The sequence below is a fragment of the Streptomyces sp. NPDC040610 genome, from assembly GCF_055594065.1.
Map to the genome: position 1 here is coordinate 1,402,480 of NZ_JBVIXA010000001.1, position 19,516 is coordinate 1,421,995.

At 71.7% G+C, this 19,516-nt stretch carries 17 protein-coding genes; 14 read left to right on the forward strand and 3 right to left on the reverse strand.

The window, feature by feature from the left end; genetic code table 11:
* Positions 1-85: 85 nt before the first annotated feature.
* Positions 86-271: a 50S ribosomal protein L28 gene (gene rpmB, locus ACZ6AA_RS06235; protein ID WP_030195073.1), complete on the reverse strand. Its 186-nt coding sequence runs from the start codon at positions 269-271 to the stop codon at positions 86-88.
* Between the two features lie 268 nt (positions 272-539).
* On the opposite strand from rpmB, the gene ACZ6AA_RS06240 reads away from it, so the two are divergent.
* From ACZ6AA_RS06240 to mutM, 9 genes are all read left to right on the forward strand, one after another.
* Positions 540-2,477, forward strand: a complete 1,938-nt coding sequence (locus tag ACZ6AA_RS06240; RefSeq protein WP_471456491.1) for a DAK2 domain-containing protein — start codon at positions 540-542, stop codon at positions 2,475-2,477.
* 213 nt (positions 2,478-2,690) lie between these two features.
* Positions 2,691-4,940, forward strand: a complete 2,250-nt coding sequence (gene recG / locus ACZ6AA_RS06245; RefSeq protein WP_471456493.1) for an ATP-dependent DNA helicase RecG — start codon at positions 2,691-2,693, stop codon at positions 4,938-4,940.
* Positions 4,941-5,051: 111 nt separating this feature from the next.
* Positions 5,052-5,645, forward strand: a complete 594-nt coding sequence (gene rsmD, locus ACZ6AA_RS06250) for a 16S rRNA (guanine(966)-N(2))-methyltransferase RsmD (protein ID WP_471456495.1) — start codon at positions 5,052-5,054, stop codon at positions 5,643-5,645.
* A 26-nt stretch (positions 5,646-5,671) separates the two neighbouring features.
* Entirely contained in the window at positions 5,672-6,151 is a 480-nt protein-coding gene (coaD, locus tag ACZ6AA_RS06255; RefSeq protein ID WP_193560590.1) for a pantetheine-phosphate adenylyltransferase, read from the forward strand.
* 60 nt (positions 6,152-6,211) lie between these two features.
* Positions 6,212-7,378: an ATP synthase F0 subunit B gene (locus ACZ6AA_RS06260; protein WP_471456497.1), complete on the forward strand. Its 1,167-nt coding sequence runs from the start codon at positions 6,212-6,214 to the stop codon at positions 7,376-7,378.
* A gap of 150 nt (positions 7,379-7,528) precedes the next feature.
* Positions 7,529-8,218, forward strand: a complete 690-nt coding sequence (locus ACZ6AA_RS06265; RefSeq protein WP_468451970.1) for a YceD family protein — start codon at positions 7,529-7,531, stop codon at positions 8,216-8,218.
* A 2-nt stretch (positions 8,219-8,220) separates the two neighbouring features.
* Positions 8,221-8,394 carry a 50S ribosomal protein L32 gene (rpmF, locus tag ACZ6AA_RS06270; RefSeq protein ID WP_030361955.1) on the forward strand — a complete coding sequence of 58 codons (174 nt, stop codon included), beginning with the start codon at positions 8,221-8,223 and terminating at the stop codon, positions 8,392-8,394.
* Between the two features lie 7 nt (positions 8,395-8,401).
* A complete protein-coding gene (gene rnc, locus ACZ6AA_RS06275) occupies positions 8,402-9,226 on the forward strand; it encodes a ribonuclease III (protein WP_468451968.1) in 825 nt (274 codons plus the stop codon).
* A gap of 94 nt (positions 9,227-9,320) precedes the next feature.
* The gene (gene mutM, locus ACZ6AA_RS06280; RefSeq protein ID WP_468451966.1) at positions 9,321-10,202 is read left to right on the forward strand and encodes a bifunctional DNA-formamidopyrimidine glycosylase/DNA-(apurinic or apyrimidinic site) lyase; all 882 of its coding nucleotides are present in this window, start codon (positions 9,321-9,323) and stop codon (positions 10,200-10,202) included.
* Between the two features lie 4 nt (positions 10,203-10,206).
* On the opposite strand, the gene ACZ6AA_RS06285 is transcribed toward mutM, so the two are convergent.
* Positions 10,207-10,617 carry a winged helix-turn-helix transcriptional regulator gene (locus ACZ6AA_RS06285; RefSeq protein WP_468481971.1) on the reverse strand — a complete coding sequence of 137 codons (411 nt, stop codon included), beginning with the start codon at positions 10,615-10,617 and terminating at the stop codon, positions 10,207-10,209.
* Between the two features lie 167 nt (positions 10,618-10,784).
* On the opposite strand from ACZ6AA_RS06285, the gene ACZ6AA_RS06290 reads away from it, so the two are divergent.
* Positions 10,785-11,375: a flavodoxin family protein gene (locus ACZ6AA_RS06290; protein WP_468451962.1), complete on the forward strand. Its 591-nt coding sequence runs from the start codon at positions 10,785-10,787 to the stop codon at positions 11,373-11,375.
* 100 nt (positions 11,376-11,475) lie between these two features.
* Here ACZ6AA_RS06290 and ACZ6AA_RS06295 read toward each other — a convergent pair whose 3' ends face one another.
* Positions 11,476-12,714, reverse strand: coding sequence for a CAP domain-containing protein (locus ACZ6AA_RS06295; protein WP_471456500.1), 1,239 nt, complete (start codon positions 12,712-12,714; stop codon positions 11,476-11,478).
* Between the two features lie 161 nt (positions 12,715-12,875).
* Here ACZ6AA_RS06295 and ACZ6AA_RS06300 point away from each other — a divergent pair, with 161 nt between their 5' ends.
* The 4 genes from ACZ6AA_RS06300 (at position 12,876) to ACZ6AA_RS06315 (ending at position 19,482) form a co-directional block, all read left to right on the forward strand.
* Complete coding sequence (locus ACZ6AA_RS06300) at positions 12,876-13,157, forward strand: acylphosphatase (RefSeq protein ID WP_385710462.1); 282 nt, start codon at positions 12,876-12,878, stop codon at positions 13,155-13,157.
* 373 nt (positions 13,158-13,530) lie between these two features.
* Positions 13,531-13,734, forward strand: coding sequence for a hypothetical protein (locus ACZ6AA_RS06305; protein ID WP_190119874.1), 204 nt, complete (start codon positions 13,531-13,533; stop codon positions 13,732-13,734).
* Positions 13,735-14,078: 344 nt separating this feature from the next.
* Positions 14,079-17,822: an AAA family ATPase gene (locus tag ACZ6AA_RS06310; protein ID WP_471456502.1), complete on the forward strand. Its 3,744-nt coding sequence runs from the start codon at positions 14,079-14,081 to the stop codon at positions 17,820-17,822.
* A 232-nt stretch (positions 17,823-18,054) separates the two neighbouring features.
* Positions 18,055-19,482, forward strand: a complete 1,428-nt coding sequence (locus ACZ6AA_RS06315) for a sugar porter family MFS transporter (RefSeq protein WP_468451956.1) — start codon at positions 18,055-18,057, stop codon at positions 19,480-19,482.
* Positions 19,483-19,516: the final 34 nt, after the last annotated feature.

Genomic DNA, 19,516 nt, shown 5'->3' on the forward strand with positions numbered 1-19,516 from the left:
GCGGACCCGAGCAGGGCAGACGAAAAAGCCGGCCCCCCGAAGGGAACCGGCTGATTCAGCAACCAGCTAGGTGGCCGCGCTGGCGTCAGCGCGAGACCTTGCCGGCCTTGATGCACGAGGTGCAGGCGTTGAGGCGCTTCGGCGTCCCGCCGACCACGGCACGCACACGCTGGATGTTCGGGTTCCAGCGACGGGGCGTACGGCGGTGCGAGTGCGAGATGTTGTTGCCGAAGCCCGGCCCCTTGCCGCAGACGTCGCAGTTGGCAGCCACGGGTCACTCCAAAGACTTCAGATGCACTTACGGTTAAACCCGGCATGCCGGGATCAGTGCAATGATCGGAGTGGCGTTGCCAGGAGGAATGGCCCGATGCGTATCGGGCAACCGGAGCAGCATACAACGACTGCTTCGGTACAACGAAACTACCATGTCTCGCCCCCGGCCCCACCCCCAGGACCTCCTCCGGCCCAGGTCTACGCTGCGTCCCACCATCCCGTGAGGCACGACGGAGGCGTCCCGCGACGCTCCTAGGAGGCGACCGTTGCCGCAGAACCTCGACGCTGTCGCAGTCCGCGCATGGAGCGTGCTCGCTCTGGACGCGCTGGGACAGGCCCGCGAGGAGATCGACGCGATCAACGTCTATCCGGTCGCGGACGCGGACACCGGGACCAACCTCTACTTGACGATGGAGTCGGCCTCCCAGGCGGTCGACGCGGTCTTCACCGGCCTCGAACCGGCCCGCCCCGAGCTCACCGAGGTGGTCCGCGCGCTGGCCCACGGCGCGCTGATCGGCGCCCGGGGCAACTCCGGGACGATCCTGGCCCAACTGCTGCGGGGGATGGCCCAGGTTCTTTCGGAGGAGGCGGGCGGGGGCTCGGAGGGGGCGCGTGGGGGTGAGGGGGACGGCGGCGGTGCCTATGAGCCCCATGGGCCCCATGAGTCCCGCGACGAGGACAGGCGAGGCGGCCATGAGCGGCGCCGTGACGCTCATCACGCCGACGCGGCGCGCCTCGCCCTGGCGCTGGAGCGGGCGGCCCAGTCCGCGTACCAGGCGGTGGCCCATCCCGTGGAGGGCACGGTCCTGACGGTCGCGGGGGCGGCGGCGGAGGCCGCCGCCGGGGCCGCGCGGTCGGCGGGCGACTGCGCGGTGGTGGCCCGCGCGGCGTACGACGGCGCCTGCGCGGCGCTGGACGCGACGCCGGGGCAGCTCGCGGTACTCGGTCGTGCGGGGGTCGTGGACGCCGGTGGGCGGGGGCTGGTGGCGGTCCTGGGTGCGTTGGTGGGGGCGCTGTCGGGGGAGACGGTGCGGCCCTGGGTGGTGGGGGGCGGGCTTGCCGCCGGGGTCGGGGCGGAGGCCGGTGGGGCTGTTGCGGGCGGCGGTGCGGAGGCATCCCGGGGGGCTGTCGAGGCGGCCGGAGGGCTCGCCGGTGTCTCCGGGGACACCGCCGATGCGTACGAAGGACCACCCACCGCCCTGCCCGAAGGCCCTGTGGGCGCCGCCGGACGGACCGTCCCCGCACTCACCGAATGCGCCGACCCGGCCCCCGACGGCCCCGGCCCCGCCTTCGAAGTGATCTATCTCCTGGAGGCCGAGGACGCCGCCGTGGCCCGGCTGCGGACCCGGCTCGACGTCCTCGGGGACTCCCTCGTGGTCGTCGGCGGCGACGGTTTGTGGAACGTGCACGTCCACGTGGACGACGCGGGTGCGGCCGTCGAGGCGGGGGTCGAGGCGGGTCGCCCGTACCGCATCCGGATCACGCACTTCGGAGTCGGCGACGCCCACACCGTACGGACGAAACAGCCGCCCAGGGAGCGCGTGCAGCGCGGCATCGTCGCCGTCGTACCGGGGGACGGCCTGGCCGCCCTGTACGCGGAGGCCGGGGCGACCACGGTGCCCGCGCGCGCGGGGGAGCCGCCCGCCAGTGGGGAACTCGTGGAGGCGATCCGGCGCGCCCACGCGCGCGAGGTGGTCCTGCTGCCCAACGACGCCGGGCTGCGCCACACCGCGGCGGCGGCCGCCGAACAGGCCCGCTCCGAAGGCGTACGCGTCGCCCTCATCCCGACCCGCTCCGCCGTCCAGGGCATCGCGGCGCTCGCCGTGCACGAGCCGGACCGCCGGTTCGACGAGGACGTCGTCGCGATGACCTCGGCAGCCGGGGCGACCCGGTACGCCGAACTGGCCGTCGCCGAGCGGCAGTCCTGGACGACGGCGGGCATCTGCCAGGCCGGGGACGTGCTCGGCCTCATCGACGGCGACGTGGCGGTGATCGGCCCGGAGGTCGCGCGCACCGCGGCGGCCGTGCTCGACCGGATGCTGGCGGCGGGCGGCGAGATGGTGACGCTCATCCTCGGGGACGCGGTGTCCGACGAGGTCGCCGCATACCTGGAGAAGCACGTACGCGACGGCCACCTGGCCGTGGACACGGTGCTGTACCGGGGCGGGCCCCAGGCGCCCCTGCTCCTCATCGGCGTGGAGTGACCCCTCGGCCGGTGGCGCCCCCGATCGCGCTGCGCGCGCCCCGGCAGGTACTCAGCCCGTCCGGCGTTTGAGGACGAGGCGCGGAGCGCCGATCAGCGGGGCCCGGGGGCGCAGCCCCCGGTTTCGGGAAGGGGCGGGGTCGGGGAGAGCCCCGCAGGGCCCCGGCCCCCTTCACCCGCCCCCTGCCCCCGATTGTCAGTCCCGTGGTGTGCAATGGATCTCGTGCACGCGCTCCAGGAACCATTGAAGAACGCGCTCGGCCAGGCCACCGCGAAGGTGATGGCCGAGCACCTCGGCCTGCACACGGTCGGCGACCTCCTGCACCACTACCCACGGAGGTACGCGGAGCGGGGCGAGCTGACCCGCCTCTCCGACCTCCCGCTGGACGAGCACGTCACGGTCGTCGCCCAGGTGGCGACCGCCCGCGTGCTGCGGTTCAACGGCGGCAGCGGCCAGCGCCTGGAGGTGACCATCACGGACGGCAGCGGCCAGCTCCAGCTGGTCTTCTTCGGCCGGGGCATCCACAAGCCGCACAAGGACCTGCTGCCGGGCACGCGGGCGATGTTCGCGGGCAAGGTGTCCGTGTTCAACCGCAAGATGCAGCTGGCCCACCCGGCGTACGAACTGCTGCGGGGCGACGGCGACTCGGCCGCGGACGCGGTGGACTCCTGGGCCGGGGCGCTCATCCCGATCTACCCGGCCACCGCCAAGCTGGAGTCCTGGAAGATCGCCAAGTCCGTCGACGCGGTGCTGCCCAGCGCCCAGGAGGCCCTGGACCCGCTGCCGCCCGCCCTGCGCGAGGGCCGGGGCCTGATCCCGCTCCCCGAAGCCCTCCTGAAGATCCACCGACCGCACGCGAAGGCGGACATCGCCACCGCCAGGGACCGGCTGAAGTGGGACGAGGCGTTCGTGCTCCAGGTCGCCCTGGCCCGGCGCCGGTTCGCGGACGCGCAGCTCCCGGCGGTGGCCCGCAGACCGCGCCCGGACGGCCTCCTCGACGCCTTCGACGCGAAGCTGCCCTTCACCCTCACCGACGGCCAGCGCACGGTCTCCAAGGAGATCTTCGACGACCTGGCCACCGAACACCCGATGCACCGCCTCCTGCAGGGGGAGGTCGGCTCCGGGAAGACGATGGTGGCCCTGCGCGCCATGCTCGCCGTCGTCGACGCGGGCGGCCAGGCCGCGATGCTCGCGCCCACCGAGGTCCTGGCCCAGCAGCACCACCGCTCGATCACCGAGATGATGGGCGAGCTGGCGGAAGGCGGCATGCTCGGGGGAGCGGAGCACGCCACGAAGGTCACGCTGCTCACCGGCTCCATGGGCACGGCCGCCCGCCGTCAGGCCCTGCTCGACCTGGTCACGGGCGAGGCGGGCATCGTCATCGGGACGCACGCCCTGATCGAGGACAAGGTGCAGTTCCACGACCTCGGCCTGGTCGTGGTCGACGAGCAGCACCGCTTCGGCGTCGAGCAGCGCGACGCCCTGCGCGGCAAGGGCAAGCAGCCGCCCCACCTCCTCGTCATGACGGCGACCCCCATTCCGCGCACGGTCGCGATGACGGTCTTCGGCGACCTGGAGACCTCCGTCCTGGACCAGCTTCCCGCGGGCCGCTCGCCGATCTCCACCCACGTCGTCCCGTCCCAGGACAAGCCGCACTTCCTCGCCCGCGCGTGGGAGCGCGTGCGCGAGGAGGTGGAGAACGGCCACCAGGCGTACGTGGTCTGCCCCCGCATCGGCGACCTGGACGACGAGGGCCCGGACGAGCCCAAGAAGGGCAAGCAGGGCAGCAAGCAGGGCAAGACGGCCAAGAAGGAGTCCAAGGAGTCCCCGGCGGACGACGCCGAGAAGCGTCCCCCGCTGGCCGTCCTGGACGTGGCCGAGGAACTGGCCCACGGCCCCCTGCGCGGCCTCGGCGTCGAGGTCCTGCACGGCCGCATGCAGCCCGACGACAAGGACGCCGTGATGCGCCGCTTCACCGCGGGCGAGACCCACGTCCTGGTCGCCACGACGGTGATCGAGGTCGGGGTGAACGTCCCGAACGCCACGGCCATGGTGATCATGGACGCCGACCGCTTCGGCGTCTCGCAGCTGCACCAGCTCCGCGGCCGCGTCGGCCGTGGCTCCGCGCCCGGCCTGTGTCTCCTGGTCACCGACATGCCGGAGGCGAGCCCCGCCCGCGCCCGGCTCAACGCGGTGGCGGCCACCCTCGACGGCTTCGAGCTCTCCCGCGTCGACCTGGAGCAGCGCCGCGAGGGCGATGTGCTCGGCCAGGCCCAGTCCGGCGTCCGCTCCTCGCTGCGCATGCTCGCCGTCATCGACGACGAGGAGATCATCGCCGCGGCCCGCGAGGAGGCGACCGCCGTGGTCTCCCGCGACCCCGACCTGGAGCACCTGCCCGAGCTGCGCACGGCCCTGGACGCACTCCTGGACGCGGAACGCGAGCAGTACTTGGAAAAGGGCTGACAAGGGCTGACAAGGCCTGACAGGGGCTGACGCGCCCGCACGGCATATCGTGAAGGCAGGCCCCACCCCCAAGGGCAGGCCCCACCCCCAGCCGAAGGACGCAGAGACCCAATGACCCGCGTGATCGCCGGCGTGGCCGGCGGACGCCGCCTCGCCGTCCCGCCGGGGAACGGCACCCGGCCCACATCGGACCGCGCCCGCGAGGGCCTGTTCTCGACCTGGCAGGCCTTCCAGGGCACCCTCGACGGCGCCCGTGTCCTCGACCTGTACGCGGGCTCCGGCGCCGTCGGCCTGGAGGCCCTGTCCCGTGGCGCCGCGCACGCCCTGCTCGTCGAGGCCGACGCCCGCGCCGCGCGCACCATCCGCGAGAACATCAAGGCCCTGGGCCTGCCGGGAGCCGAGGCCAGGGCGGGCAAGGCCGCCCAGGTCATCCGGGAGTCAACCCCTGCCACCCCCTATGACCTGGTGTTTCTCGACCCCCCCTACGCCGTCGGAGACAACGATCTTCGGGAGATCCTGCTCACACTCCGCTCGGGAGGCTGGCTCACGGACGACGCGCTCGTCACCGTTGAACGCAGTACGAGGGGCGGAGAATTCGGCTGGCCGGACGGCTTCGAGGCACTGAGGTCCCGTCGCTACGGCGAGGGAACGTTTTGGTACGGTCGCGCCGCCTCTTCGTACCAAGAGCCAGAGATCGCGCCATGACCCGACCGGAGAGCGAGGGACTTCCGTTGCGCCGCGCCGTCTGTCCGGGGTCGTTCGACCCCATCACCAATGGACACCTCGACATCATCGCCCGCGCCTCCAAGCTGTACGACGTCGTGCACGTCGCGGTGATGATCAACAAGTCCAAGAAGGGCCTGTTCGAGATCGACGAGCGGATCGAGCTGATCCGCCAGGTCACCGCCGAGTTCGGCAACGTGGAAGTCGAGTCGTTCCAGGGCCTGTTGGTCGACTTCTGCAAGGAACGCGACATTCCGGCCATCGTCAAGGGCCTGCGCGCGGTCAGCGACTTCGACTACGAACTCCAGATGGCCCAGATGAACAACGGCCTCACCGGCGTCGAGACGCTGTTCGTGCCCACCAACCCCGCCTACAGCTTCCTGTCCTCCTCGCTGGTCAAGGAGGTCGCGTCCTGGGGTGGCGACATCGCGCACCTGGTTCCCCCGGTCGTGCTCGAAGGCCTCAACAAGCGCCTCGCCAAGGGCTGATCAGGGGCTACAGTCGTCCCGTCCGTCTCCCAACCAGCTGTAGAGAGTGGCGAGCCCGCGGTGGACGTGCAGAAGAAGATCGACCAGATCGTCGAGACGGTCGGCAGCGCCAAGTCCATGCCGATGTCCGCCTCGTGCGTGGTCAACCGCGCCGAGCTCCTGGCGCTGCTCGAAGAGGTGCGCCAGGCCCTGCCCGGCTCCCTCGCCCAGGCCCAGGAGCTGATCGGCGGCCGGGAGCAGTTGGTCGAGCAGGCGCGCCAGGAGGCCGAGCGGATCATCGAGGGCGCGCACGCCGAGCGGGGTTCGCTGATCTCCGACACGGAGGTCGCGCGCCGCTCCCGGGCGGAGGCCGACCGCATCCTCGACGAGGCCCGGCAGGAGGCCACCGAGGTCCGCCAGGAGGCGGACGACTACGTGGACAGCAAGCTCGCCAACTTCGAGGTCGTCCTCACCAAGACCCTCGGCTCCGTCGGCCGCGGCCGCGAGAAGCTCCTCGGCACCGGACCCGGCGTCGACGAGCAGGGCTACGAGGACGAGGACGCCCCCGAGCGCAGCCACGACCCGGAGACCCTGCGCCGCAACGCCGACGTGTACGTGGACGTGAAGCTCGGCGCCTTCGAGGCGGTCCTCGCCAAGACCCTGGAGGCCGTCGGCCGCGGCCGCCAGACCCTGCACGGCCGCGCCCCCGCCGACGAGCTGAGCGAGCTGGGCGAGGCCACGGCCAAGAAGCACAGCTCCGACGCGGACTACCTGGCGGACCTGGCCGAGACCCCCGACCGCCCCGCGCGCCAGTCAGCCCCGCAGCCCCCGCCCGCCACCCCGCCGATCCCGGCGCAGCAGCCGTACGCCCCCGCACCGCCCCAGCACGAGCCGGACCCGTACGCGTACCAGCAGGACCAGTACGGACAGCCCGCCCAGGACCAGTACGCGCAGGCCGCCTACGCCCAGGGCGGGGACCAGTACGGCGGCCAGGATCCGTACGCGGGCCAGGATCCGTACGCGTACCAGCAGGGGTACGGCCAGCAGGATCCGTACGCGTACCAGCAGGACCCCTACGCGTACCAGCAGCAGGGCTACGACCCGAACCAGCAGCAGGCCCCGCAGCCGCCGCAGCCGCAGGGCTACGGCCAGCAGAGCCCCGCGCCCGCCGTGCTCGACGAGACCAGCCTCTTCGACACCACCATGATCAGCGCGGAGCAGCTGCGCCAGTACGAGCAGGGGCGCTAGGCGGGACCGGGCGCGGGCACCGTGGCCGGGCGCAGGCCGATTGGGCCGAGAGCGAAAGGTCCAGTATCCTGGCTCTTCGGTCGCGCGTATGTCCGCGGTCCGAGCTGCCCGCTCACACCGCGTTCTCGCGGCCTCGGCGCGGTGGCCTCCTTGCCACACTCCCAGGATTCGAAAGCAGGAAAAGCCCTGAGCACGCGCCTCGACCACCGAAACCCGCTTGTGTTCGACACACACGAGCTGGGTCGGCGTCCGGGTGCCATGCAGAGGGTGACCCGCACCATCGACGCCCCCGGTTCGCCGGCTCCGTTCGGCGTCGAAGGGGTCATCGGGGTGCCGGACGGCGCCCCGGTCGAGCTGGACATCCGCCTGGAGTCGGTCATGGAAGGGGTGCTTGTCACAGGCACCGCCCGTGCATCGGCCAAGGGGGAGTGCGTAAGGTGTCTGGAGCCGGTCGAGCTCGCGCTCGAAGCGGACTTCCAGGAGATGTTCTCGTACCCTGACGCCGACGACCGGGGCCGCACCGCGGAACCGGCCGACGACGCCGAGGACGACGAGGACAGGCTTCTTCTCGAGGACGGCATGTTCGACCTCGAGCCCGTGCTGCGGGACGCGGTGGTGCTCGCACTGCCGATGCAGCCGGTGTGCCAGGACGACTGCGAGGGACTGTGCTCCGAATGCGGAGTGCGGCTCGCGGACGACCCGGACCACCACCATGACGCCGTCGACATCCGTTGGGCGGCTTTGCAAGGACTCGCTGGCACCATCCAGGACGGCGAGAAGGACGAGATGAGCGGCGACGCGCCTCGAACGGCGCACGTCGACGAGAAGCAGGAGAAGTAGCCGTGGCTGTTCCGAAGCGGAAGATGTCGCGCAGCAACACGCGCCACCGCCGGTCGCAGTGGAAGGCTGCGGTCCCCACCCTGGTTTCGTGTGAGCGTTGCCAGGAGCCCAAGCTGCAGCACATCGCGTGCCCCGCTTGTGGCACCTACAACAAGCGCCAGGTCCTCGAGGTCTGAGCGGCTGGTGAGAGGCGCTGTGTCTAGCCCAAAGAAGGCGGATGACGCCAAGATGCAGGCAGACAGCAACAACGCAGCCTCGTCCCACACGCTTCTGGAAGGGCGGCTCGGGTATCAGCTCGAGTCCGCCCTTCTGGTGCGTGCGCTCACCCACCGTTCGTACGCGTACGAGAACGGCGGTCTGCCCACCAACGAGCGCCTGGAGTTCCTCGGGGACTCCGTGCTCGGCCTCGTGGTCACGGACACGCTGTATCGCACCCACCCCGACCTGCCCGAAGGCCAGTTGGCCAAACTGCGGGCCGCGGTGGTCAACTCGCGTGCGCTGGCGGAGGTGGGCCGCGGGCTCGAACTCGGCTCCTTCATCCGGCTCGGCCGGGGCGAAGAGGGCACGGGGGGCCGGGACAAGGCGTCCATCCTCGCCGACACCCTGGAAGCGGTGATCGGCGCGGTCTATCTGGACCGGGGTCTGGAAGCGGCGAGCGAGCTGGTGCACCGGCTCTTCGACCCGCTGATCGAGAAGTCCTCGAACCTCGGCGCGGGCCTGGACTGGAAGACCAGCCTCCAGGAGCTCACCGCGACGGAGAACCTCGGCGTGCCCGAGTACCTCGTCTCGGAGAGCGGCCCGGACCACGAGAAGACCTTTACTGCTGCCGCCCGCGTCGGAGGCGTCTCGTACGGCACCGGCACCGGCCGCAGCAAGAAGGAAGCGGAGCAGCAGGCCGCGGAGTCCGCCTGGCGCGCCATTCGCGCGGCGGCGGACGAGCGGGCCAAGGCGGCGGAAGCCGACGCCACGCCGCCGGATTCGCCGTTCGGCGAAGCCGAATCCGCTTGAGCCGTACGGCAACTGTCCTCAAGGGCCGGACGGGCTGAACCCAGCCCGTCCGGCCCTTGAGGTGCCCCAGCCCGCACCCGTCCGGAGGACCCCCGTGCCCGAACTGCCCGAGGTCGAGGTCGTACGGCGCGGTCTTGAGCGCTGGGTCGGCGGGCGGACCGTCGCCGACGTGGAGGTCCTGCACCCGCGCGCCGTCCGGCGGCACATCGCGGGCGCCGAGGACTTCGCGCTCGGCCTCAAGGGCCACCGCTTCGGCGCCCCCATGCGGCGCGGCAAGTACCTGTGGCTGCCCCTCGCGGACAGCGGCACCTCCGTCCTCGCGCACCTCGGCATGAGCGGCCAGCTCCTGGTCAAGACCGAACAGACCCCGGACGAGAAGCACTTGCGGATCCGGGTGCGCTTCACGGACGAGATCGGCGGCGCCGCCCCGGAGGCGGCCGGCACCGAGCTGCGCTTCGTCGACCAGCGGACCTTCGGCGGGCTCTCCCTGCACGAGAACACCCCGGACGGCCTGCCCGACGTCATCGCGCACATCGCCCGCGACCCGCTCGACCCGCTCTTCGACGACGAGGCCTTCCACCAGGGCCTGCGCCGCAGCCGCAGCACCATCAAGCGCGCGCTGCTCAACCAGTCCCTGATCAGCGGCGTCGGCAACATCTACGCCGACGAGGCCCTCTGGCGCACCCGGCTGCACTACGAACGCCCGACGGCCACCTTCACCCGGCCCCGCACCGCCGAACTCCTCGGCCACGTACGGGACGTGATGAACGAGGCCCTCGCCGTCGGCGGCACCAGCTTCGACAGCCTCTACGTCAACGTGAACGGCGAGTCGGGCTACTTCGACCGCTCCCTGGACGCGTACGGCCGCGAGGACGAGCCCTGCCGGCGCTGCGGGACGCCGATGCGGCGGCGGCCCTGGATGAACAGGTCCAGCTACTTCTGCCCGCGCTGCCAGCGCCCGCCGAGGCTGTCGTAACGGCTCAGCTCCCGGCCTGGCTGTCGTAGCGCCGCTGGGCCGCCAGCACGTCGTCCTGGTTGCCCTCCACGAAGCGGATCAGGGTCAGCAGGCGCTCGGCGATCTGCTCGCCCAGCGGGGTGAGGCGGTAGTCCACGCGCGGCGGGTTCGTCGGCTGCGCGTCGCGGTGCACCAGGCCGTCGCGCTCCAGCGCGTGCAGCGTCTGCGACAGCATCTTCTCGCTCACGCCGTCGACCCGGCGGCGCAGCTCGTTGAACCGGAACGTCCCGTCGTGCAGCGCGCCCAGCGTGAGCGCGCCCCAGCGACCCGTGACGTGCTCCAGCGTGGTCCGCGACGGGCAGGCGCGGGCGAACACGTTGTAGGCGAGGTCCGCGTCCGCGTCGGCGGCGCTCTCGGGGCGTGCGAGGGAGTCCATACCCCTAGCGTACTCTCCCGCAGCGCTCACTGATGGGTTGCGCTAACTAGAAGTTAGTGCTTTCCTTTCGTTTGTCGGCCGGTCGGCCGGTCGGTCTTGTGTCCGGTCGGTCTTGTGTCCGATGCCGCCGTCTCCCCACCCCCGTCCCCATCGAGGAGTACTCCGCCATGTCCAGCCCCGTTGTCGCCATCGCCTACCACTCCGGATTCGGCCACACCGCCGTCGTCGCGGAAGCCGTCCGCGCCGGCGCCGAGGACGCCGGTGCCACCACGCACCTGATCAAGGTCGACGAGATCACCGAGGCCCAGTGGGAGCTCCTGGACGCGGCGGACGCGATCGTCTTCGGCTCGCCCACCTACATGGGCACCGCGTCGGGCGCCTTCCACGTCTTCGCGGAGGCCTCGTCGAAGCGCTGGTTCACCCGCGCCTGGCAGGACAAGCTCGCCGCGGGCTTCACCAACTCCGCGTCCAAGAGCGGCGACAAGCTGCACACCCTGCAGTACTTCCAGACCCTCGCCGCCCAGCAGGGCATGCACTGGGTGAACCTCGGCCTGCTCCCCGGCTGGAACTCCTCCGAGGGCTCCGAGAACGACCTCAACCGCCTCGGCTTCTTCTCCGGCGCCGCCGCCCAGAGCAACTCCGACGAGGGCGCGGAGGCCGTGCACAAGGCGGACATCGCGACGGCGGAGCACCTCGGCCGCCGGGTCACCGAGACGGCGCGCGTCGTCGCCGCGGGCCGCGCGGCTGTGGCGGCCTGACGCCGGGGGTGCGGAGGTCGTCGGGGCGCGGAGGGGGGCAGGGCCCGGCGGAGCTGCGGCCCGGGAGCAGAGCCGCGGGCTCAGAGGCCGAGCTGTCCGCTCAGAAGCCGAAGTCCTGCGTCCACCACGGCCCGCCCGGGCCGAAGTGCGCGCCGACGCCCAGGGTCTTGTAGCCGCAGTTGAGGATGTTGGCCCGGTGGCCGGGGCTGTTCATCCAGGCGTCCATGACGGACTGGGCGTTGGCCTGGCCGCGGGCGATGTTCTCGCCGCCCAAGTCCTGGATGCCGGCCTTCTCGGCGCGGTCCCACGGGGTCGCGCCGTCCGGGTCGGTGTGCGCGAAGAAGTCCCGCTCGGCCATGTCGGCGCTGAAGTTCCCGGCCAGCGTGGCGAGGCCGGGGTCGGCGGTCACCGGGCGGCAGCCCACGTTGGCCCGCTCCTGGTTGACCAGGGCGAGCACCTCGGCCTCGGCCGCGGTCTCGTCGGCCGACGGCTGCGCGGGCGCGGGCGGGGCCTTCGGCTTCTCCGGCGTCGTACGGCTCGGGGACGGGGTCGGGTCCTGGGCGCCCGCGCCGGAACCCCTGCCGGGGTCCTTGCGGTCCTTGTCGGTCCCCTTGCCCTCCTCGGCCTTGTCCTTCTCGTCGCCCTCGTCGCCCTTGCCGCCGCGGTCGTCCTGCGGCTTGGACGGGCTGGTCGAAGGCTTCCCCGACGGCTTCTTCGACGGCTCGGCGCTGGACCCCGACGGGGCCGGGGCCGAGGTGTCGGAGCCGGGGCCCGGGGTGGCCCGGCTGCCCTCGGCGGCGCCGTCGGCGCCGCCCTGGGGGTCGAGTCCGGAGGGGGAACCGGTGGTCCGGACCGCGCCGGGGGTGCCGCCACCGCCCAGCGAGTAGGTGTCGCCGCCGGGCACCAGGCCGGACGCCACCGCGACGGCACCCATCGCGACGGCGGCGGAGACACCGAGCAGTCCGGTGCGCACGGGCGTGGAGGCGCGACGCCTGCGCCGGTGCGACGTCCCGCGTCCGCGGCCCGCCCCGCCGGGCAGGGCGCTCGCGGCCGTCTCGGCGGTGGTCGAGGTCCCGAAGAGATAGGCGTCGGAGGAGGACGCGTCGAATCCCTCGGAACCCGCGTACGCCCCGTATTCCGCGCGCCCGGGGTAAAAGCCGTACGCGCCGGAAGCGTTCTCATAAGAGCTGGAACCGGCGGCGCCCGAAGCGTCCGCGGAACCTGTGAGGTCGGCGGATCGATCGGAATGATCGGGAAGTTCGGGGTGATCGGAATAGGGGGAATGATCGGCGCGGCCGGTGGCGGCGCGGCCGGCGGCGGAGCGTCGGTGGCGTCCCATCTCCTGGCCTTTCGTCCTGACTCCCGGCGCTTGCCCGGGCCGTCGTTCTGACCGTCGACGTGACTCACCCATACGGGTGAGGCTCGTCGAGTCGCGACTGTACGCGATGGCGCAAGGGGGCGAAGTGCTCACTGAGCAATTGGCCGGTTAGCGTGCACCTTATGAACGAAGAAGTCCGGCTCACCGCCTGGGTGCGCGGCCGTGTACAGGGAGTGGGTTTCCGCTGGTTCACGCGGGCCAAGGCGCTGGAGATCGGAGCCGTGAGTGGCTTTGCTCTCAATCTCGACGACGGCCGTGTGCAGGTGGTCGCCGAGGGTTCGCGCGAGCGTTGCCAGCGGCTCCTCGACTGGCTGCGTACGGGCGACACTCCCGGCCGCGTCGACGGTGTGACTGAGATCTGGGACACGCCCCGGGGCGGCTACGAGTCGTTCGCCATTCGCTGACGCGGGTCCGGACGGCGGGGCTCCGGCGGGTGTGGCCGTGGCACCTGCCTGAGGCAGGAAAGACCTGGTGATTGCCAAGAAGGGCTTGCCGTGGCAGGCTCCGCGGGTAAGGATGATCTCGACGCCCCCAGGGCCCCGCCGCAGAGGCAGCGCCGTAGTTCCACGGCCGCGCGCCCCCGGGTTGCCCGTCAATACGGGGCGTGATCGTGTTGACCGTCAAACTTTTTGGTGAGACTCTGGAAGCCCCGCGCACCTTAGCTGTTTGGCATGTGAGAACGGCAGCAAGAACAGAAGAGTGCCAGGCACCGCGGGTGCGATTCCCTCACGACCCACACCGATTCGGTCGGTCACTCAGTGTGGAGGACCACTCATCATGGCAAAGGCGCTTCTCGGTTACGTCGGCGGCAGCGACCCGCGACTCCTCGCCGAGATGCGACGGCTCCAGCAGCGCGTCCAGGACCTGGAATCCGAGCTCGTCAGGATCCAGGCGGAGAACGACACGCTGGCGGCTGCCGCTTCTCACGACGCGCTCCTCGAGAGTCTCGACGTACCCCAGGCGGAGCCTGCGCTCACCTGACCCACGCCACCTCGAGCCCACGGCAACGGACTTTCCTGCCACGCGTGGTCGGGCCGCCCGTCATAAGCCGCTGAACAAGAGAGATCTTCTTGATCGAATAGATCCAGGAGATCCGCGATAGATCCGAGAGATCTGCAAGGGACGCTTCGGCGTCCCTTCTTTCTTTGTCGCTCCCGCCCCCGGGCTCTTTGCCCGCTCCGGCTCTTTGTCCGCTCCCGCTGACCGGGCCCTGCCCGTCGCCCTGCCCCCGTGGGGCCTTACACCTGATGTGCCCTGCACCTTCCGCCGTGAAACTGCTCGCACGTTCCTCGGTGAACTCATCGAGAAAGGTAGAGTCACGCGGCGTGCACCTCAAGGCCATGACACTGCGCGGATTCAAGTCCTTCGCGTCGGCGACGACGCTGAAATTCGAACCGGGCATCACCTGCGTCGTCGGACCGAACGGATCCGGCAAGTCCAACGTCGTGGACGCGCTGAGCTGGGTCATGGGCGAACAGGGCGCCAAATCGCTGCGCGGCGGCAAGATGGAGGACGTCATCTTCGCCGGTACCACCGGCAGGCCGCCGCTCGGCCGCGCCGAGGTGTCCCTCACCATCGACAACTCCGACGGCGCCCTGCCGATCGAGTACGCCGAGGTCACCATCACGCGGATCATGTTCCGCAACGGCGGCAGCGAGTACCAGATCAACGGCGAAACCTGCCGCCTGCTCGACATCCAGGAACTGCTCTCCGACTCCGGCATCGGCCGCGAGATGCACGTCATCGTCGGCCAGGGCCAGCTCGACTCCGTCCTGCACGCCGACCCCATGGGCCGCCGCGCCTTCATCGAGGAGGCCGCCGGCGTCCTCAAGCACCGCAAGCGCAAGGAGAAGGCGCTGCGGAAGCTGGACGCGATGCAGGCCAACCTCGCGCGCGTGCAGGACCTCACCGACGAGCTGCGCCGCCAGCTCAAGCCCCTGGGACGCCAGGCCGCCGTCGCCCGGCGTGCCGCCGTCATCCAGGCCGACCTGCGCGACGCCCGGCTGCGGCTGCTCGCCGACGACCTCGTGGGCATGCGGCAGGCCCTGAACGCGGAGGTCGCCGACGAGGCCGCGCTGAAGGCCCGCAAGGACGCCGCCGAGGCCGAGCTGAAGACCGCGCTCCAGCGCGAGGCGGTCCTGGAGGACGAGGTGCGGCGGCTCAGCCCGCGGCTGCAGCGGGCCCAGCAGACCTGGTACGAGCTGTCGCAGCTCGCCGAGCGGGTGCGCGGGACGATCTCGCTCGCCGACGCCCGGATCAAGAGCGCCCGCTCGGCACCCGCCGAGGAGCGGCGCGGCCGCGAGCCCGAGGACATGGAGCGCGAGGCCGCCCGCATCCGCGAACAGGAGGCGGAGCTCGAAGCCGCCCTTGAGGCCGCGCAGTACGCCCTCGACGACACCGTCACGCACCGCGCCGACCTGGAACGCGAACTGGCCGCCGAGGAACGGCGCCTGAAGGACGTGGCGCGGGCCATCGCCGACCGGCGCGAAGGCCTCGCGCGGCTCGGCGGGCAGGTCAACGCGGCCCGGTCGCGGGCGGCGTCCGCGCAGGCCGAGATCGACCGGCTCGCGCTCGCCCGCGACGAGGCACGCGAGCGCGCGGTCACCGCGCAGGAGGAGTACGAACAGCTCAAGGCGGAGGTCGACGGCCTCGACGCGGGCGACGTCGAGCTGGGGGAGCGGCACGAGGAGGCCCGCCGCGCCCTCGCCGACGCCGAGGCCGAGGCGACCGCGGCCCGCGAGGCGGTCACCGCGGCCGAGCGGAAGCGGGCCGCTGTCGCCGCCCGGCACGACGCCCTCGCCCTCGGTCTGCGCCGCAAGGACGGCTCCGGCGCGCTGCTCGCCGCCCAGGACCGCCTCACCGGGCTGCTCGGCCCCGCCGCCGAACTCCTCAGCGTGGCACCGGGCTTCGAGGTGCCGGTGGCGGCGGCGTTCGGCGCCGCGGCGGACGCCATCGCCGTGTCGACGCCCGCATCGGCTGCAGAAGCGATCCGCCTGCTGCGCAAGCAGGACGGGGGGCGGGCGGCGCTGTTGCTGGCGGGGGCGCCTGACGGGGACGGTGCCGGGGCGGCAGGGGGCGCGGCCGCGCGTGCGGGAGGCCAGGGGCCTGGTGACGGGGCGGCGGGCTCCGCCTCCTCCGGTTCGGCTGTCGGCGCCTCGCCGGAGGCCGCGGACGGCACCCCCGGTGCACGCGCCGCGCGCGGGACCTCCGGTGCCGGTCGGCCGGACGGCACCCCCGGCGACGTACCGCCGCAGTCGTCCCCGGGCGGACCCCCGCGTGCCGCCGAACTCGTGCGCGGGCCCGCCGAGTTGATGCCTGCCGTGCGGCGGCTGCTGCGGGATGTCGTCGTGGTCGGGACGCTGGAGGACGCCGAGGATCTGGTGTACGCGCAGCCGGAGTTGACGGCGGTCACCGCTGAGGGGGACGTGCTCGGGGCGCACTTCGCGCAGGGCGGGTCGGCGGGGGCGCCGAGTCTCCTCGAGGTGCAGGCGTCCGTCGACGAGGCGGCGGCCGAGCTCGCCGAACTGGACGTGCGGTGCGAGGAGTTGGCCGGGGCGCAGCAGGGGGCCGGGGAGCTGCGCGCGGAGTGCGCCGCGCTCGTGGAGGAGCTGGGGGAGCGGCGGCGCGCCGCCGACCGGGAGAAGTCGGCCGTCGCGCAGCGCCTCGGGTCCCTCGCCGGACAGGCGCGCGGCGCCGCCGGTGAGGCGGAGCGGTCGGCCGCCGCGGCCGCCAAGGCCCAGGAGGCCCTGGAGCGGGCCACGGCGGAGGTCGAGGAGCTGGCCGAGCGGCTCGCCGTCGCCGAGGAGGCACCGGCCGACGAGGAGCCCGACACCTCCGTGCGCGACCGGCTCGCCGCCGACGGCGCCAACGCCCGCCAGACGGAGATGGAGGCCCGGCTCCAGGTGCGCACGCACGAGGAGCGGGTCAAGGGCCTCGCAGGCCGCGCCGACGGCCTCGACCGCGCAGCCCGCGCCGAACGCGAGGCACGCGCGCGTGCCGAGCAGCGCAGGGCGCGGCTGCGCCACGAGGCCGCCGTCGCCGAGGCCGTCGCCTCCGGCGCCCGCCAGCTGCTCGCCCACGTCGAGGTCTCCCTGGTCCGCGCGGAGCAGGAGCGGGCCGCCGCCGAGCGAGCCAAGGAGGTGCGGGAGAGGGACCTCGTCGCCGAGCGGAACCAGGGGCGCGAGCTGAAGGACGAGCTGGACAAGCTGACGGACTCGGTGCACCGGGGCGAGGTGCTCGGCGCGGAGAAGCGGCTGCGGATCGAGCAGCTGGAGACCAAGGCCCTGGAGGAGCTGGGCGTGGAACCCGCGGGGCTCGTCTCCGAGTACGGGCCCGACCAGCTCGTGCCGCCCTCGCCCGCCGCCGAGGGCGAGGAGCTGCCCGAGGACCCGGAGCACCCGCGCAACAAGCCGGTGCGCTACGTCCGCGCGGAGCAGGAGAAGCGCCTCAGGTCAGCCGAACGGGCGTACCAGCAGCTCGGAAAGGTCAACCCGCTGGCCCTTGAGGAGTTCGCGGCCCTGGAGGAACGCCACAAGTTCCTCAGTGAGCAGCTGGAGGACCTCAAGAAGACCCGCGCCGACCTCCTCCAGGTGGTGAAGGAGGTCGACGAGCGCGTCGAGCAGGTCTTCACCGAGGCCTACCGGGACACCGCGCGGGAGTTCGAGGGGGTCTTCAGCAGGCTCTTCCCGGGCGGCGAGGGACGGCTGATCCTGACCGATCCCGACAACATGCTCACCACCGGGGTCGACGTCGAGGCCCGGCCGCCCGGCAAGAAGGTCAAGCGGCTCTCGCTGCTGTCCGGCGGCGAGCGGTCCCTGACCGCCGTGGCGCTGCTCGTGTCGATCTTCAAGGCGCGGCCCAGCCCGTTCTACGTGATGGACGAGGTCGAGGCGGCCCTCGACGACACCAACCTGCAGCGGCTCATCCGGATCATGCAGGAGCTGCAGGAGGCCTCGCAGCTCATCGTGATCACGCACCAGAAGCGGACGATGGAGGTCGCGGACGCGCTGTACGGCGTGTCCATGCAGGGCGACGGCGTCTCCAAGGTGATCAGCCAGCGACTCCGCTAGCCCTCCACCCGGTTCACTCCACTGACCCACCCCGTGTTCATAACTTGAACACGGGGTGTCGTCTTGTGTGGCTCAGATTCACTGTTAACGAACTATTGACTTCGCAACTTGAAGGAATAGTCTCTGCAACGTTGCTTTTACCTTCAGGTGGTGGGCGGCGTGAAGTTGTGCGCCACTTGAAGGGCTCTCACCCCCACCCCCGGCAACGCAGCCGGTGGCCCGAGGAGTACACGTGACCAGCACAGCGCAGCCGCCGCAGCCAGGGGCCAGGGACGCCCACCCGGACCATCTGGGCCATGTCATCTTCATCACGGCGGCAGCCGCGATGGGCGGATTCCTCTTCGGCTACGACAGTTCCGTGATCAACGGCGCGACCGTCGCGATCCAGGACCGGTTCGACGTCAACGCGGACATGCTGGGCTGGATCATCGCCACCGCCCTGCTCGGCTGTGCCGTCGGTGCCGCCGTGGCGGGCCGCATCGCCGACCGCATCGGCCGCATCCGCTGTATGCAGATCGCCTCGGTCCTCTTCGCGGCCAGCGCCATCGGCTCCGCGCTGCCGTTCGCCGCGTGGGACCTGACCGTGTGGCGCTTCATCGGCGGCATCGGCATCGGCATGGCCTCCGTGATCGGCCCGGCCTACATCGCCGAGGTCGCGCCGCCCGCCTACCGCGGCCGCCTGGCCTCGTTCCAGCAGGCCGCCATCGTCGTCGGCATCGCCGTCTCCCAGCTCGTCAACTGGGGCATCCTGAACATGGCGGACGGCGACCAGCGCGGCAAGCTGGCCGGCCTCGAGGCCTGGCAGTGGATGCTCGGCGTCATGGTCGTCCCGGCCGTCCTCTACGGCCTGCTGTCCTTCGTGATCCCCGAGTCCCCGCGCTTCCTGCTCTCCGTCGGCCGCCAGGCCGAGGCCAAGAAGGTGCTCGCCGAGGTCGAGGGCACCTCCGTCGACGTGGACGCGCGCGCCGCCGAGATCGAGCTGGCCATGCACCGCGAGGACAAGTCGACGTTCAAGGACCTGCTCGGCGGCAAGTTCGGCTTCCTGCCGATCGTCTGGATCGGCATCTTCCTGTCGATCTTCCAGCAGCTCGTCGGCATCAACGTGATCTTCTACTACTCGAACCAGCTCTGGCAGTCGATCGGCCACGACCCGAGCAGCTCGTTCCTGTACTCCTTCGAGACGTCGATCGTGAACATCGTCGGCACGGTCATCGCGATGATCTTCGTCGACCGGATCGGCCGCAAGCCGCTCGCCCTCATCGGCTCGGCCGGCATGGCCATCGCCCTGTTCACCATGGCCTGGGCGTTCTCCTACCGGACCGGCTCCGGTGACGACGTCTCGCTGCCGCAGGGCCAGGGCCTGACCGCGATCATCGCCGCCAACGCCTTCGTGCTCTTCTTCGCGCTGTCCTGGGGCGTGGTGGTCTGGGTGCTGCTCGGCGAGATCTTCCCGAACAGGATCCGCGCCGCGGCGCTCGGTGTGGCGGCCTCCGCGCAGTGGCTCGCCAACTTCGCGATCACCAAGACCTTCCCGAGCATGTCGGAGTGGAGCCTGACCGGCTCGTACATCATCTACGGCGCGTTCGCCGCGCTCTCGATCCCCTTCGTCGCCAAGTTCGTGAAGGAGACGAAGGGCAAGACCCTGGAGGAGATGGGCTAATCCCCGCTGCCCCGCTCCTCTTGAGGAAGCTGCC

Coding starts and splice junctions, on each gene's coding strand:
- recG (WP_471456493.1), top strand. CDS start 2,691: ATGGATCTCGTGCACGCGCTCCAGGAACCATTGAAGAACGCGCTCGGC.
- ACZ6AA_RS06305 (WP_190119874.1), top strand. CDS start 13,531: ATGGCAAAGGCGCTTCTCGGTTACGTCGGCGGCAGCGACCCGCGACTC.
- rsmD (WP_471456495.1), top strand. CDS start 5,052: ATGACCCGCGTGATCGCCGGCGTGGCCGGCGGACGCCGCCTCGCCGTC.
- ACZ6AA_RS06300 (WP_385710462.1), top strand. CDS start 12,876: ATGAACGAAGAAGTCCGGCTCACCGCCTGGGTGCGCGGCCGTGTACAG.
- ACZ6AA_RS06290 (WP_468451962.1), top strand. CDS start 10,785: ATGTCCAGCCCCGTTGTCGCCATCGCCTACCACTCCGGATTCGGCCAC.
- ACZ6AA_RS06295 (WP_471456500.1), bottom strand. CDS start 12,714: ATGGGACGCCACCGACGCTCCGCCGCCGGCCGCGCCGCCACCGGCCGC.
- ACZ6AA_RS06285 (WP_468481971.1), bottom strand. CDS start 10,617: ATGGACTCCCTCGCACGCCCCGAGAGCGCCGCCGACGCGGACGCGGAC.